This window comes from Cupriavidus sp. 22TCCZM04-2 (assembly GCF_057798895.1).
The window spans coordinates 44,466-59,306 of sequence record NZ_JBYOJS010000009.1; the positions used below are offsets into that span (position 1 = coordinate 44,466).

The 14,841-nt window shown below is 66.1% G+C and carries 15 protein-coding genes; 5 read left to right on the plus strand and 10 right to left on the minus strand.

Going from position 1 to position 14,841, the window contains the following annotated elements; genetic code table 11:
* Window positions 1-369 precede the first annotated feature (369 nt).
* Window positions 370-1,575 carry an MFS transporter gene (locus AC3FKG_RS15095; RefSeq protein ID WP_483708218.1) on the plus strand — a complete coding sequence of 402 codons (1,206 nt, stop codon included), beginning with the start codon at window positions 370-372 and terminating at the stop codon, window positions 1,573-1,575.
* Between the two features lie 39 nt (window positions 1,576-1,614).
* Here AC3FKG_RS15095 and AC3FKG_RS15100 read toward each other — a convergent pair whose 3' ends face one another.
* Window positions 1,615-2,121, minus strand: a complete 507-nt coding sequence (locus AC3FKG_RS15100) for a DUF1993 domain-containing protein (RefSeq protein WP_483708219.1) — start codon at window positions 2,119-2,121, stop codon at window positions 1,615-1,617.
* Window positions 2,122-2,294: 173 nt separating this feature from the next.
* Between AC3FKG_RS15100 and AC3FKG_RS15105 the strand changes: the two genes are divergently transcribed.
* Window positions 2,295-2,717, plus strand: coding sequence for a hypothetical protein (locus AC3FKG_RS15105; RefSeq protein ID WP_488743444.1), 423 nt, complete (start codon window positions 2,295-2,297; stop codon window positions 2,715-2,717).
* Here the strand turns inward: AC3FKG_RS15105 and pdeM are convergent.
* The 5 genes from pdeM to guaB all read right to left on the minus strand — a co-directional run bounded on the left by pdeM (window position 2,710) and on the right by guaB (window position 10,119).
* Window positions 2,710-3,405: a ligase-associated DNA damage response endonuclease PdeM gene (gene pdeM, locus AC3FKG_RS15110; RefSeq protein WP_483708221.1), complete on the minus strand. Its 696-nt coding sequence runs from the start codon at window positions 3,403-3,405 to the stop codon at window positions 2,710-2,712. The two genes, AC3FKG_RS15105 and pdeM, sit on opposite strands and share 8 nt — an antisense overlap.
* Entirely contained in the window at window positions 3,402-6,080 is a 2,679-nt protein-coding gene (locus AC3FKG_RS15115) for a ligase-associated DNA damage response DEXH box helicase (RefSeq protein ID WP_488743445.1), read from the minus strand. Before AC3FKG_RS15115 ends, pdeM begins: the two co-directional genes overlap by 4 nt.
* Before the next feature lie 281 nt (window positions 6,081-6,361).
* On the minus strand, window positions 6,362-7,981 hold the full coding sequence (guaA, locus tag AC3FKG_RS15120) for a glutamine-hydrolyzing GMP synthase (RefSeq protein ID WP_483708224.1): 1,620 nt from the start codon (window positions 7,979-7,981) through the stop codon (window positions 6,362-6,364).
* Window positions 7,956-8,579, minus strand: a complete 624-nt coding sequence (locus AC3FKG_RS15125) for a hypothetical protein (RefSeq protein ID WP_483708226.1) — start codon at window positions 8,577-8,579, stop codon at window positions 7,956-7,958. Before AC3FKG_RS15125 ends, guaA begins: the two co-directional genes overlap by 26 nt.
* Before the next feature lie 76 nt (window positions 8,580-8,655).
* Window positions 8,656-10,119, minus strand: a complete 1,464-nt coding sequence (gene guaB / locus AC3FKG_RS15130) for an IMP dehydrogenase (RefSeq protein ID WP_483708227.1) — start codon at window positions 10,117-10,119, stop codon at window positions 8,656-8,658.
* A gap of 123 nt (window positions 10,120-10,242) precedes the next feature.
* Here guaB and AC3FKG_RS15135 point away from each other — a divergent pair, with 123 nt between their 5' ends.
* Both AC3FKG_RS15135 and AC3FKG_RS15140 read left to right on the plus strand, forming a co-directional pair.
* The gene (locus AC3FKG_RS15135; RefSeq protein WP_488743446.1) at window positions 10,243-11,202 is read left to right on the plus strand and encodes a DMT family transporter; all 960 of its coding nucleotides are present in this window, start codon (window positions 10,243-10,245) and stop codon (window positions 11,200-11,202) included.
* Window positions 11,203-11,305: 103 nt separating this feature from the next.
* The gene (locus tag AC3FKG_RS15140) at window positions 11,306-11,842 is read left to right on the plus strand and encodes a DUF4124 domain-containing protein (RefSeq protein WP_488743447.1); all 537 of its coding nucleotides are present in this window, start codon (window positions 11,306-11,308) and stop codon (window positions 11,840-11,842) included.
* Window positions 11,843-11,879: 37 nt separating this feature from the next.
* On the opposite strand, the gene AC3FKG_RS15145 is transcribed toward AC3FKG_RS15140, so the two are convergent.
* Both AC3FKG_RS15145 and AC3FKG_RS15150 read right to left on the minus strand, forming a co-directional pair.
* Window positions 11,880-12,227, minus strand: a complete 348-nt coding sequence (locus tag AC3FKG_RS15145; protein ID WP_483708230.1) for an RnfH family protein — start codon at window positions 12,225-12,227, stop codon at window positions 11,880-11,882.
* Window positions 12,214-12,651, minus strand: coding sequence for a type II toxin-antitoxin system RatA family toxin (locus AC3FKG_RS15150; protein ID WP_483708231.1), 438 nt, complete (start codon window positions 12,649-12,651; stop codon window positions 12,214-12,216). Before AC3FKG_RS15150 ends, AC3FKG_RS15145 begins: the two co-directional genes overlap by 14 nt.
* A 212-nt stretch (window positions 12,652-12,863) precedes the next feature.
* On the opposite strand from AC3FKG_RS15150, the gene smpB reads away from it, so the two are divergent.
* Window positions 12,864-13,316 (plus strand): SsrA-binding protein SmpB, encoded by a 453-nt coding sequence (smpB, locus tag AC3FKG_RS15155; protein WP_488743448.1) that lies wholly within the window; start codon window positions 12,864-12,866, stop codon window positions 13,314-13,316.
* Window positions 13,317-13,335: 19 nt separating this feature from the next.
* Here the strand turns inward: smpB and AC3FKG_RS15160 are convergent, their stop codons facing one another.
* Together AC3FKG_RS15160 and AC3FKG_RS15165 are read right to left on the minus strand one after the other, a co-directional pair.
* Entirely contained in the window at window positions 13,336-14,265 is a 930-nt protein-coding gene (locus tag AC3FKG_RS15160) for an SPFH domain-containing protein (RefSeq protein ID WP_483708233.1), read from the minus strand.
* Between the two features lie 61 nt (window positions 14,266-14,326).
* On the minus strand, window positions 14,327-14,752 hold the full coding sequence (locus tag AC3FKG_RS15165) for an NfeD family protein (RefSeq protein WP_483708234.1): 426 nt from the start codon (window positions 14,750-14,752) through the stop codon (window positions 14,327-14,329).
* Window positions 14,753-14,841 lie beyond the last annotated feature (89 nt).

Consider the following 14,841-nt stretch of genomic DNA (forward strand, 5'->3'; position numbering starts at 1 on the left):
GCCAGTCTTTCATGGGTCGGGAGAGCGAGGCCAGGACTCCGGATCAGAGATGGCTTGAGGCAAGGCGGCCTCCGGCAGTGCATCGGGGCGGGGCTCCGCATGGCCTCTCGCAGGCTGTATCCGGCAGCGGCCAGACAACGCGGAAGTATACCAGACGAGTCAGGGTTTTCGCTGAGATGGCCACCGCACCGCACGTGGCGCAAGGGTCGCCGCCATCACCTCGCCTCTCGCCCGGGCACCGGACAGCCTCGTCAGGACGCACGAACCATTGTTGCGTTCATTTCAAATATCTTCTGTCGTTCACCACCTTAATCCGCAAAGGTAAGACAGGCACACTGCCGCCATCCCATCTTCTCCTGGAGGCAGACCATGCCCATTGCCCTGTTAGCGCTGACACTCAGCGCGTTCGCCATCGGCACGACGGAATTCGTGATCGTCGGACTGATCCCGACCATCGCCACCGACCTGCACATCAGCGTGCCGTCGGCCGGCATGCTGGTCAGCCTTTATGCCCTTGGGGTAGCGGTCGGCGCTCCGGTGCTTACCGCACTGACCGGCCGGCTGCCGCGCAAGGCACTGTTGCTTTCGCTGATGGCGCTCTTCACGCTTGGCAACCTGCTTGCCTGGAAAGCGCCGAGCTATGAATCGCTGGTCGTCGCGCGCATCCTGACCGGCCTGGCCCACGGCGTGTTCTTCTCGATCGGCTCCACCATCGCTACCGGCCTGGTGCCGAAGGACAAGGCGGCCAGTGCCATTGCCATCATGTTCACCGGCCTGACGGTCGCACTGGTGACCGGCGTTCCGCTGGGCACCTTCATCGGCCAGCATTTCGGCTGGCGCGAGACCTTCCTGGCCGTCTCGGCACTCGGCATGATCGCCTTTGTCGGCAGCCTGCTGTTCGTGCCGTCGTCGATCCCGCATTCGCCGCCTGCCTCGCTGCTGCAGCAGGCCCGCGTGCTGGCGGAGCCACGCTTGTTGCTGGTGTATGCGAAGACGGCGATCGGCTATGGCGGCTCGTTCATTCCGTTCACCTTCCTGGCGTCGATCCTGCAGGATGTATCGGGCTTCAGCGCCAGCGCCGTCGGGCTGGTGATGCTCGTGTACGGCGTATCCGTGGCGGTGGGCAATATCTGGGGCGGCCGCCTGGCCGATCGCCATGGCCCCATTCCCGCCCTGCGGCTGGTCTTCCTGTTGCTCGCCGTGGTGCTGTTCGTGCTGACGTTCACCGCGCCTCACCGTTGGCTGGTGGTCGCCACCGTGCTGGCCTGGGGTGCCGTGGCCTTCGGCAATGTGCCCGGCCTGCAGGTCTACGTAGTCAAGCAGGCGGAGCGCCATACGCCCAATGCCGTCGACGTGGCGTCCGGGCTGAACATCGCGGCCTTCAACCTTGGCATTGCCGGGGCGGCCTGGGCCGGTGGCCTGATCGTCACGCACCTGGGCCTGATGCATACGCCGTGGATCGGCGCGCTGGTTGTGCTGGTGGCGCTTGGCCTGACGGAACTGAGCGGCCGGCTGGACCGCGCCGCCGGTTTCGATGCACGCGGCCCACTGCCTGCCGGCGCCGCTATGCACTGAACTCCGGCCCATTGCCCCACCCGGGGCAAGGCCGGGGGCTCAGCGCGTGCCGAGGTAATCCATCTTGCCGATCTGCACGCCCTTGTGGCGCAGGATGTCGTAGGCAGTGGTGATGTGAAAGTAGAAGTTCGGCAGGGCAAAGCCCAGCAGATAGCTTTTCCCGTCGAAGGTGATGGCACCCTGCCTGAGCTTCAGTTCGATGCTTCTTGCTTCGCTGCCTTCGAGCTGCTCGGGACGGACCGACTTCAGGAAGTCCACGGTCTTCGCGATGCGCTCCTGCAGTTCGGGAAACGTCGCTTCCGTATCGGCAAACGATGGCACATCGATCCCCGCGAGCCGCGCCGCGCAGCCCTTCGCGGCATCGCTGGCGCGTTGCACCTGGTTCGCCAGCGTATCCATGTCGGCGATCAGTCGCGTCTGGATCAGGTCGGCGGGGTCCATGCCCTGCGCCTGCGCATGCGCCGCGCCTTTTTCCAAAATGGCCGACAGGTTGTTCAAGGCGCGGATAAACGCGGGAATCGATACTTCATACATCGAGAGGGCCATGTGGTCTCCTGGCATGGTCATATCCGGTTATGGGTATGCGGCTGTGCTGCGTCGCCAGCGGCAGCATAAATCGAATTGGCGCCTCTTGCAGACGGTCCATGCGCCGGCCCACCGCGCCGTGCATTAAGATATCCAGTTACCGCCCCCGCATGGGGCCAGCCCGGCCGCCCCCGATGAACGCGCCCTTCCCGATCCGCACGGAATGCCCCCCCGGCGCCTGCACTTGCCGCAGGGAAGAACTGCTGGCCGATCCGGCCGCCGATCTCAGCGTCCTGCGCCTGACCCGCGAGGAGGAAAAACGGCTGGTGGCGCGGCTGGAAAGCGTGACGAGCCTCGCCGACCTGCGGCATCTGGGCGGCCGCTTGCAGGCACAACTTGGCATCGTCCTGACCATCACGCCGAGCGCGAATGGCGTGCGCACGCTGCGGGGGATCAACATCCAGCTCGAAGATAAGCCGGGACTATGCCGGAAGACGAAGCAGGCGATTCCAGCGGCGATACGCCGGGCGATGGAGACCACGCCCGAGATTGCCTATGCGCTGCTGGATGAGCAGGATCTGCTGGGCGGGCCTGAGTTGCGCCCCTGCCTTACCTGACCGGCACGGGCCACACCCGGCCGTCGCCAACCACGTAGCACTGCTCGCCCGGTTGCGCCCGGATCGTAGCGTGTCCCGTGAACGCGCCAAACGCTGGCAGGATGGCGCCCTCTGCGCCGAACACAAAACACGGCAGCCGCAACACATCGCCGCCGGTGCCGCGCAGCACGCAGGCAGGGTGCAGATGGCCCGCCAGGACGAAGCCTTGAGGCGAAGTCCCCGGCATGTGGCACAAAGCAAAGGGTCCGGCCGAAAGCGGCTCGGTGACGACTGCGATCTCCAGGTCGGGCGGCGGATCACCGGCGTGAGTGTCGTGGTTGCCGCGTACCAGCGTGCAGCGCAGATGCGCCGGCAGGCAGCGCCGCCAGTCGCGCAGCGCCATCAACACAGCGCCCGTGCGCGCGGCGCGGGCGTGCAGAAAGTCCCCGAGAAACACCAGTTCGTTCGCCGGATAGCGACGCACCAGCGCATGTAGCCGCGCCAGGTTGTCGGCAGTGGTCCCGCTCGGCACCGGCTGACCCAATGCGCGGAAGGCCGCGCCCTTGCCGATATGGACATCCGCCACGAGCAGCATGCTGCCCGCCGGCCACCACACCGCATGCTCCGGCAGCAGCCACAGCGTCTCGCCGGCCACACGCACGGCATGGGCCCCCGACGCAACCAGGTGGATATCGCTCATGCCGGTCATAGCAGCGGTAGTGGCCGGGACGGCTTGCGCGTCCGTCGAGGCTTGCGCGGGCCCGCCGGTCCTGCGTGGTCGGACATGCCGAAGCGCGCTTGCTCTGCCACGCGCGCTGCATCAACGCCGGGCGGCATGTCATGCATCGGCCCCGTGTAGTCCGGCGCCGGACCCGCGGCGCGTTCCAGGTCGGAGAGCATGCGGGCGATGCGGTCCGCAAGCTTCTCGGTGCTGAGTTTCTCGCGCAGGAATTCCACGATCAGCGGGAACGCCAGCGGCGACGGCCGTTCCAGCACGCGCAAGTCCAGCCGCATTGACGCCAGCCGCGCCAGCGTGGTGGTCAGGCGGTGCGCATCCAGCTCCTGCATCAGCACCTCGCGTTCGGCCTGCCCGAGCAGCAGATTGCCGGGGTCGTGCTTGCGAAAGACTTCATAGAACAGGCTCGACGAGGCCTGCAGCTGCCGCGCGCTCCTGGCGGCGCCGGGATAGCCCTGGAACACCAGCCCCGCCACGCGAGCGATCTCGCGGAAGCGGCGCAGCGACAGCTCGCCGGCGTTCAGGCTGCCCATCACGTCGGCGGCCAGATCGCGATGGCGCTCTTCGGCCAGCACCTGTGGCAGCCACTGCCCCCAATCCAGCGGCGCGGACGCCAGCAACTCCAATCCATAGTCGTTGACTGCCACCGAGAACGTAGCCGGTACTTTCTGCCCCAGCCGCCATGCCAGCAAGCTGCCGAGGCCGAGATGCACGGAACGCCCGGCGAAGGGGTAGAGAAACAGGTGCCAGCCTTCGCGCGAATGCAGCGTCTCCGCCAGCAGCGTGTCCGGCGCAGGCACTGACGACCAGCGCATCTGCAAGGCCACGAGCGGCTCGATCAACGGCAGTTCGGGCGTCGTGGCCAGATCCAGCCGACCCGCGCGCACGGCATCAAGTGTGGCGACGACGGCGTCGGCGAGCTCCGTGGAAAGCGGCATCTTGCCGCCGTTCCAGCGCGGCACGGCCGGCCGCTTGCCCGTGGCGCGGCGCACGTAGGCGGTCATCTCCTGCGTGCGCACCAGTTCCAGCAGGCGGCCGCCGAACAGGAAACAGTCACCGGGCGCCAGGCGAGCGATAAAGCCTTCCTCGACTGTCCCCAGGGATGCACCGCCGCTGCCTGCGCGAGTCCAGTAGCGCACCTGCATCGTCGCATCGCTGACGATCGTACCCACGCTCATCCGGTGCCGGCGCGCCAGCCGGGCATCCGGCACGCGCCAGACGCCGTCATCGTCGGGCATCGCTCGGTGATAGTCGGGATAGGCAGACAACGTACCGCCGCCATTTCGCACGAAGTCGAGGCACCATCGCCATTCCTCCCCGGTCAGCGCGCGGTAGGCCCACGTGGTCCGCACTTCGGCCAGCAGGTCGTCCGCCCGGAATCCGCCGCCCAGTGCCACCGTGACCAGATGCTGCACCAGCACGTCGAGCGGCTTGTCCGGCGAATCGCGCGCCTCGATCCGCCCGGCCAGCGCAGCCTCTCTAGCTGCGACCGACTCCACAAGTTCCAGGCTGTGCGTGGGCACCACGGTCACGCGCGATGCCCTGCCCGGGGCGTGCCCCGATCGCCCGGCGCGCTGCAGCAGCCGCGCCACGCCCTTGGGCGAGCCGATCTGCAGCACGCGTTCCACCGGCAGGAAGTCCACGCCAAGGTCCAGGCTGGAGGTACACACCACGGCGCGCAACTCGCCGTTCTTGAGGTGCTGCTCGACCCATTCGCGCACGGCGCGGTCCAGCGATCCGTGATGCAGCGCAATCTGGCCGGCCCAGTCCGGTCGAGCCTCCAGCAATGCCTGGTACCAGAGCTCCGCCTGCGATCGAGTATTCAGGAACACAAGCGTGGTGGTGCTCGCTTCCAGTTCGCGCACCACGTGCGGCAACATCGACAGGCCAAGGTGTCCCGCCCATGGGAAACGGCTGGCGGCGTCCGGTAGCAGCGTGTCGATGATGAGTGTCTTGGGCGTATGGCCGTGGACCAGCACGCGCCGTTCCGGCGCAACACCGGCGAGCAGCACATCGCGCGCATGATTCAGGTTGCCAAGCGTCGCGGACAAGCCCCACACGCAAAGGTCCGGCTGCCATTGATGCAGCCGGGCCAGCGCCAGTTGCACTTGCACCCCGCGCTTGCTGCCGATCAGTTCGTGCCACTCGTCGACCACGACTAGCCGCACGCTCTGGAGCGCCTCGCGCGCATCGGCGCGCGTCAGCAGCAGCGACAGGCTTTCCGGTGTGGTGACCAGCGCGGTCGGCAGCCGGCGTGCCTGTGCCGCGCGCTCGCTGCTGCTGGTATCGCCGGTGCGCAACCCCACACTCCAGTCGAGGCCGAGTTCGGCAAGCGGTGCGAGCAGCGCCCGGGTGGTGTCCGCCGCAAGCGCGCGCATCGGCGTCAGCCAGAGCACGGTCAACGAAGGTGACGGCGCTCCGGGGCGGGTTGGCGGGCTGGCAAAGGCGAGCAAGGCGCCCAGCCATGCGGCATAGGTTTTGCCGGTGCCTGTGGTGGCGTGCAGCAAGCCGCTTTGCCCTCGTCCGATGGCGTCCCATACCGCGCGCTGGAAGTCGAACGGCTGCCAGTGACGCGCGGCAAACAATTCCGGCAGCTTGCGCGCTACCGGGGGCGAAGGTGGCGTGACGTCACGCCGCTTTGTTGCCATGCTTCCCCCGACCGGCCGTTCAGGTGGCCCATTGCCAGATGGAACCCGGCAGTCGAAAACCCGAGCGGATCCCGCTGCCAGCCACCACCCGCTACCGTGAAGCGTAGGCGACGCGTTTGCCGTCGTCAGCCGGTGACATCCCGTTCCGTTGTCGGCGTATTCCCACACGGATAGCGATCTCGTGATCGCCAAAAAACACGAAGCCCGCGCAACAGCGCGGGCTTCGGTGACAGACTCGGTACTGGCTCAACCGCCTGGGATAGCGATCGGCTCGCGCCGCATCATTCCCACTCGATCGTCGCAGGCGGCTTGCCCGACACGTCATACACGACCCGGTTCAGGCCCCGGACTTCATTGATGATCCGGTTCGAGCAACGGCCCAGCAGCGAGTACGGCAGGTGCGCCCAGTGCGCGGTCATGAAGTCGGTGGTCTGCACGGCGCGCAGCGCCACGACGTAGTCATAGGTCCGGCCATCGCCCATCACACCCACAGACTTCACCGGCAGGAACACCGCAAAAGCCTGGCTGGTCAGGTCGTACCAGCTCTTGCCCACCTGCTGCGGCTCGCACAAGCCGGCGGCGGCGTCTTGCTCCGTCGCGATGGTCTTGCGCAGTTCCTCGATAAAGATGGCATCCGCACGGCGCAGCAGGTCCGCGTAGTCGCGCTTGACTTCGCCGAGGATGCGCACGCCCAGGCCCGGACCCGGGAACGGATGGCGGTACACCATCTCCGGCGGCAGGCCCAGCGCCACGCCCAGTTCGCGGACTTCGTCCTTGAACAGGTCGCGCAGCGGCTCCAGCAGCTTCAGGCCAAGCGTCTCGGGCAGCCCACCCACGTTGTGGTGGCTCTTGATGGTGGTGGCCTTCTTGGTCTTGGTGCCGCCCGACTCGACCACGTCGGGGTAGATCGTGCCCTGGGCCAGCCACTTCGCGTTGGTGAGTTTCTTGGCTTCCGCCTGGAAGACCTCAACAAACTCGCGGCCGATGATTTTGCGTTTCTGTTCGGGGTCGGTCACGCCGGCCAGATGGCCGAGGAATTGCTCCGACGCATCGATATGCACGACCTTGGCATGCAGGCGGCCGGCAAACATCTCCATCACCATCTTGCCCTCGTCCAGGCGCAGCAGGCCATGGTCGACGAACACGCAGGTGAGCTGGTCACCGATCGCGCGATGGATCAGCGCGGCAGCCACCGACGAATCCACGCCGCCGGACAGGCCCAGGATCACCTCCTCGTCGCCGACCTGCTTGCGGATCAGGGATACCGCTTCCTCGATGTGGTCCTTCATCACCCAGTCCGCGCCGGCGCCGCAGACGCCCAGCACGAAGCGCTCCAGCATCTCGCGGCCCTTCGACGTGTGCGTGACTTCCGGGTGGAACTGGACCGCGTAGTAGCCGCGCGCCTCGTCGGCCATGCCGGCGATCGGGCAGCTCGGGGTGGAGGCCATCAGCTTGAAGCCAGGCGGCAGCGCGGCAACCTTGTCGCCGTGGCTCATCCAGACCTTGAGCATGCCATGGCCTTCGGCCGTGGTGAAATCCTCGATGTCCTTGAGCAGCGCGGTATGGCCATGCGCGCGGACTTCGGCGTAGCCGAATTCGCGGTGATCGCTCCACTCGACCTTGCCTCCGAGCTGCACGGCCATGGTCTGCATGCCGTAGCAGATGCCGAGCACCGGCACGCCCAGGTCCCACACCGCCTGCGGCGCGCGCAGCTGGTGGTCTTCGTAGGTGCTGGCGTGGCTGCCCGACAGGATGATGCCCTTGGGCGCGAATTCGCGGACGAATTCGTCGCTCACATCGTTCGGATGGATCTCGCAGTAGACGTGGGCCTCGCGAACGCGGCGGGCAATCAGCTGCGTGACCTGCGAGCCGAAATCAAGAATAAGGATTTTGTCGTGCATGATGGGCGGGTGGCGTATCTTCCGGTTCGGGTTCGGTTGTCACTTCCGTGCCCGGGCCATAGCCGGGCGGCGGTGTGATGACCGGCTCGCGCCGGTTGTCGGGGAATGTCGATGTTTGCGCGCGGCGCGCGGGGCCGGGTTGCGGGCGTGGATCATGGGCTTCGCTGGCCTGCTGCAGCTCGCGCTCTGCCTTCGCCTGCCGCTCGCGGTTGCGGACGCGCTTGGCCGCCGGTATCTGCACCAGCGCGAAAAAGCCAAGCATGGCCACCAGGATGGGCACCCAGACCTTGCCGGCGCCTTCCAGCGGCAGTTCCAGGAACACCAGCCAGGAGAGGATCAGCAGCGCGCTGGCCAAGTTCACGTAGCCAACGGTCCGAGCCACGGTCACCGTCATCTGTCCGTTGACGGTGGCATGCCACAGCAGCCAGGACAAGCCGATCAGCGCGACACCCAGCAACTGTCCGAACAGCGCCGGTTGCGGCTGGGGCAGTTGCAGGGCCGCATACAACGTCGTGAACGGCGACATCAGCAGCAGCACGCCGAGCATCAGGTCGAGCAAGGCGTCAAAGAACAGTACGGCTCGCAGCAGCACCTTCATGAGCGGTCCTCAGCAGGCCCGGCAGGCTTGCCTGCCGGGATGCCTGTCACCTGGCTCGGCAGGCCCGCCGCGCGGGTCAGTCGATGTGGTAGTTCGGCGCTTCCTTGGTGATCTGCACGTCGTGCACGTGCGACTCGCGCATGCCGGCCGCGGTGATCTGCACGAACTGCGAGCTCTCATGCCAGTCGGCGATCGACTTGCTGCCGCAGTAGCCCATCGAGGCGCGCACGCCGCCGGTGAGCTGGTGGATGATGGCCATGACCGAGCCCTTGTAGGCCACGCGGCCTTCGATGCCTTCCGGAACCAGCTTGTCGACGTTGGCGGTGTTGTCTTCCTGGAAGTAGCGGTCAGCCGCGCCGTCCTTCATGGCGCCCACCGAACCCATGCCGCGGTAGCTCTTGAACGAGCGGCCCTGGAACAGGAACACCTCGCCCGGCGCTTCCTCGGTACCCGAGAACATGCCGCCCATCATCACGGTGTGGGCGCCGGCCGCCAGCGCCTTGGCCACGTCACCGGAGTAGCGCACGCCGCCATCGGCGATCAGCGGCACGCCGGTGCCCTTCAGGGCTTCGGCCACGTTCGACACGGCGGTGATCTGCGGCACGCCGACACCAGCAACGATACGCGTGGTGCAGATCGAGCCCGGGCCGATACCGACCTTGACGCCGTCCGCGCCATGCTCGACCAGCGCACGCGCGGCGTCGCCAGTGGCGATGTTGCCGCCGACAACCTGCACTTGCGGGTAGTTTTGCTTGACCCAGCGCACGCGGTCCAGCACGCCCTGGCTGTGGCCATGGGCGGTATCGACCACGATCACGTCCACGCCGGCCTTGACTAGCAGTTCGACACGCTCGTCGTTGTCCGGACCCACGCCGACCGCCGCGCCGACGCGCAGCTGGCCATGGTCGTCCTTGCTGGCCAGCGGATTGTCCACGGCCTTCTGGATGTCCTTCACGGTGATCAGGCCGCGCAGCTCGAAGGCCTGGTTGACCACCAGCACACGCTCCAGGCGGTGACGGTTCATCAGGCGCTTGGCTTCCTCCAGCGTGGCGCCTTCGTTGACGGTCACCAGCTTTTCGCGCGGGGTCATCTTGGCGCGCACCGGCGCGTCCAGCTCTTCCTCGAAGCGCAGGTCGCGGTTGGTGATGATGCCGACGACGGTCTTGCCCTCCAGCACCGGGAAGCCCGAAATGCCATGCTGCTGCGACAGCGCGATCACTTCCCGCACCTTCATGTCGGGGGAAATGGTGATCGGATCACGCAGCACACCCGATTCGTAGCGCTTGACGCGAGCCACTTCGCGGGCCTGGTCGGCCGGCTTCAGATTCTTGTGAACGATTCCGATGCCGCCCGCCTGCGCCATGGCAATAGCCAGGCGAGCCTCCGTCACGGTATCCATGGCGGCGGACACCAGCGGAATGTTCAGGTCGATCGAACGGGTCAGGCGGGTACGAAGGGAGACATCCCGGGGCAGGACGGCCGAATAGGCCGGCACGAGCAGCACATCATCGAACGTGAGTGCTTTCTGGACAAGACGCATAGCAATTCCTCTAGGCGCAAAACCGAATTATACAGGAAGGCGCGCATCTTGACGCGGCGCAAACGCCCGCGCACGACGGCCTCTGCTATGCTCGAAATCTTTTTTCTTCGAAGTGTGGCGGGAATGGGGATTGGCGTACTGTGCGGACTGCTGGCGGGCGCGTTCTGGGGCATGGTGTTCATCGCGCCCAAGCTGCTGCCGGCGTTTTCGCCGTGGGAGCTGGCCATCGGGCGTTACCTGGCCTACGGGGTGGTCGCACTAGTCGCCGCCCTGCCGCTGATGAAGCGCATTGCACGCAAGCTTACGCGTGCCGATTGCGTGGCATTGCTGCGCCAGGCCTTCACGGGCAACCTGCTGTACTACGTACTGCTGGCCTTCGGCGTGCAGCTCGCCGGGGTAGGTCCGACCTCGCTGATCATCGGCATCCTGCCGATTTCCGTGACCATCATGGGCCGGCGCGACCATGGCGCGGTGCCGCTGTCCCGGCTGGTATGGCCGCTGCTGGTGGTCGCGGCCGGCATTGCCTGCATCAACATCGACTTGTTCGGCGGCGGCCAGAGCGCGCATGCCGCCGCAGCCGGCGCCATCGCCCGGCCAGTCTGGCAGAAGCTCGCGGGGGTAGCCTGCGCGGCCGGCGCGCTGGTCTGCTGGACCCTGTATGCCGTGGATAACGCGCGCTACCTGCAGCGCAATCCGCACTACAGCGGCAATGAGTGGTCGGCGCTGTACGGACTGTCGACCGGCGCGGTCTCCGCCGTGCTCGCCCTGGGCGGCTGGCTGCTGGCCGGCGACGCGCTGAGCGCCCCTGGCTCCGGGCGCGACTGGCAATGGTTCTGGATGGTCAACGCCGCCGTGGCACTGGGAGCGTCGCTGATTGGCAACAACCTCTGGAACATCGCCAGCCGCCGGCTGCCGCTGACACTGTCGGGCCAGATGATCGTGTTCGAGACGCTTTTCGCGCTGGCATACGGGTTTGTGTTCGATCACCGCTGGCCGCGGCCGCTGGAAATCGCCGCCATCGCACTGCTCATGGTCGGCGTCGCCTGGTCTGTTCGCTTGCACGCCAGCGACAAGTCTGCGTAGACTTGCACTCGATGTCGCCGGGGTCACATCCAGGATGCCCGGCCGGCCCGGCAAGCCAACGCCGGCCTCGGAACATCTGTCCAGACACTACTCGTACCCAGCCATGATCCGCTCGTCCGCGCTGTCGCTTTCGCTGCTTGCCGCCGCCCTCGCCGCTGTGCCGGCATCGGCATCCGCCCAGTGGCAATGGCGCGACGCCAGTGGTCGGATGGTGTATAGCGACGTGCCCCCGCCTCCAGACGTCACGCGCATCGTGAAGGGGCCAGGGAAACTTTCCGGCGAATACAAGCCCGTCGAGGCCACGCCCGCCACATCCGTCACACCCGCCACTGCCGAAGCCGCTCCGGCCCGGCCGGCCGCCGCAAAGGCCGCCGCGGCACCCGCACCAACGGCCGAGGAAGCGTTCCAGAAGCGCCGCGCGGAGCGGCTCGAGGCGGCTGCCAAGGATGCGCAGAAAGAGGCGGAAGCCAACGAGCGGGCCACGCGTTGCGCCCAGCTGCGCAACTACGCGCAGGGCCTGCAACAAGGCGCGCGTACCGGCGTGATGACCGCAGACGGCGGCGTGCAGTTTCTCGGCGGCGAACAACGCCAGGCCGAGATCGTGAAAACCAACGCCAATATCGAGAAGGACTGCGGCTAAGGCCAGTACCGAACACCAACGCTGGCGTCCCCGGCCCTCAACCGCCCCCGCGCAACCACTTCTGCCCTTCGCGCGTGCCACTCGCGCGCGTCTTCTGCACGCGCCGGCGCCGGGCCAGTTTCGGATCCGCGGTCAGGGGCCGATAGATTTCGAGACGATCCCCAGCCCGCACCACGGTATCGGGTGTCTTGAGCTTGCCGTAGATACCGACGCGCATGGTCGACGGATCCACCTCGGGGCAGGCCTGCTGCAGCCCCGAGCCGACGATGGCCGCGGCAATCGTGGTGCCCTCCGGCACATCGATTTCCTCCAGGAAAACCGAATCCGGCCTGGCGTAGCACACCGAGATGCGCACCGTGCCCGGCGCGGCATCAGTTGGCGCCATAAACCACCTCGGCACGCTTGACGAAGGCATCCACGAAGGTATTCGCGATGACGCTGAATACCGGGCCGATAATCTTTTCCAGCAGCAAGCTGGAGAACTCGTAATGCAGGTGGAATTCGATCTTGCAGGCATCCTCGCGCAGCGGGGTAAAGCGCCAGGAGCCGTTGAACGTCTTGAATGGCCCGTCGGCAAACGTCATGTCGATGCGCGTGGGCCGCTCTTGCGTATTGCGCGTATGGAAAAACTGCTGGATACCCTTGAACTGGATATGGATCTTGGCATCGAGCGTGGTCTCGGTCTGTTCGAACACCTCGACGCCGCCACACCACGGGAGGAACTTTGGATAGTCCTCCACGCGCGTGACCAGGTCGTACATCTGCCCGGCCGAATAGCCGAGCAGCACGGATTTATGGACGTCTGCCATGAATGGAAAAATCGGGTATCCGGTCATCCCGCACTGCAATATCGCGCCAATCGGACCTGGCGCGCCGCGGACATGGACCGGTACCGGGGCTGGTTTGCTAAAATCCGGATTTTAGCCGACACAGGCGCCCGCGGCATCCCCGCCGCAGAATGGGCCACCAGGCCCGCCCCGTCCGGCGAGATTTTTCACTCACGCACCCCTGCCCAGCACGCATGACCATTGCAGATAACAAGAAGGCCTTTTTCGACTACTTCATCGAAGAGCGATACGAGGCCGGCATCGCGCTGGAAGGCTGGGAAGTCAAGGCGATCCGCGCCGGCCGCGTGCAGATCAAGGAAGGCTACGTCGTGGTGCGCGATGCCGAGATGTTCCTGATCGGCGCCCACATCAGCCCGCTGCAGAGCGCGTCGACCCACATCAATCCGGACCCGGTGCGCACGCGCAAGCTGCTGCTCAAGGCCGACGAGATCAAGAGGCTGATCGGCAAGGTCGAACAGCGCGGCTATACGCTGGTGCCGCTGAACCTCCACTACACGCGCGGCCGCGTGAAATGCGAGATCGGCCTGGGCAAGGGCAAGAAGCTTTTCGACAAGCGAGAAACCGAGAAGCAACGCGACTGGCAGCGCGAGAAGTCGCGCATCATGAAGGGCGGCAGCAAGGAATAAGCCGCCGGCCCTGCTTCAATCAGACGGCCTTCTGCCCTTTCACGATCTGCAAGGCAGAGGCAATCATGCTGCTCATCTCGCCCAGGTTGCCCGGCACGATCAACGTATTGCCCTGCTTGGCCAGGTTGCCGAAGGCCGTGACGTACTCCTCGGCCACCTTGAGGTTCACGGCCTCCATGCCGCCGTCCACGCGGATAGCCTGACCGATTTTCTGGATGGCCTGCGCGTTGGCCTCCGCCACCGCAAGGATGGCTGCCGCCTCGCCCTGCGCCTTGTTGATGGCGGCCTGCTTTTCGCCTTCGGACTTCTGGATCGCGGCTTCGCGCGCGCCTGACGCCAGGTTGATCTGCTCCTGGCGCTTGCCTTCGGACGCGGCAATGAGCGCGCGCTTCTCCCGCTCGGCCGTGATCTGCGCCTGCATGGCGTGCAGGATCTCCTTCGGCGGCGTGAGGTCCTTGATCTCGTAGCGCAACACCTTCACGCCCCAGTTCGAAGCCGCCTCGTCCAGCGCATTCACCACGCTGTGATTGATGAACTCGCGCTCCTCGAAGGTCTTGTCGAGTTCCAGCTTGCCGATGACAGAGCGCAGCGTGGTCTGCGACAGCTGCGTGATCGCCACCACGAAATTGCTGGATCCGTAAGAGGCCTTCATCGCGTCCGTGACCTGGAAGTACAGCACGCCGTCGACCTGAAGCTGGGTGTTGTCCTTCGTGATACAGACCTGGCTCGGGACGTCGAGCGGGATTTCCTTCAGGATATGCTTGTAGGCGACGCGGTCGACGAACGGCACCACGATCGTCAGCCCCGGCGTCAGCGTTGCGTGATACCGCCCCAGGCGCTCGAGCACCCAGGCATGCTGCTGGGGCACGATCTTGACGCCTCTCGCAATCAGCACGATGGCACCGATTAGGATAATCAGCGGCAACAAGCCAAGCTGAAAGACTTCCATGTAAGACCCTCCGGACAGTTGACAGCAATGCCGCGCCGCCAGGGCGCGGCAACAACGGGACTCAGCGCGGCAGGACGATCAGCGTCGAACCGCGGACTTCGACAATGCGATAACGCCCCGGCGCCGCATCCGGGCCAGGCGCCAGTTCGACGGTCCAGTCCGCTCCACGGTACGGCACACGCGCACGGCGGTAGGTATCCCACGCCGGCACTTCGAGTTCCTGGCCGATGTCGAGGTTGACGCCTGGATCGGACGCCGCATTGCTCCTGCGCAGACGGCCAAAGCGCGTGCGGCGCAGCAGGACGATGCCGATGATGGCCACCACTGCCGCCACCACCGTCTGCGTCGGTGGCTCCAGGCCTGACAGTGCCGCTAAGCCGCCCGCGGCGAGGCCGAGCGCAACCATCAGCAGATAGAACGTACCAGTAGCCAGCTCGGCGATCACGAGCACGGCCGCGGCGACGAACCACAGGTAGTGCATTGCCATGTGTCCCCTTTCCCCCGGCGAGGCCGGGCTTCCCCTTTCCACCGTCATCCAATGCGTCGGGCAAAGAAAAACCCCCGCAACGCCATCGG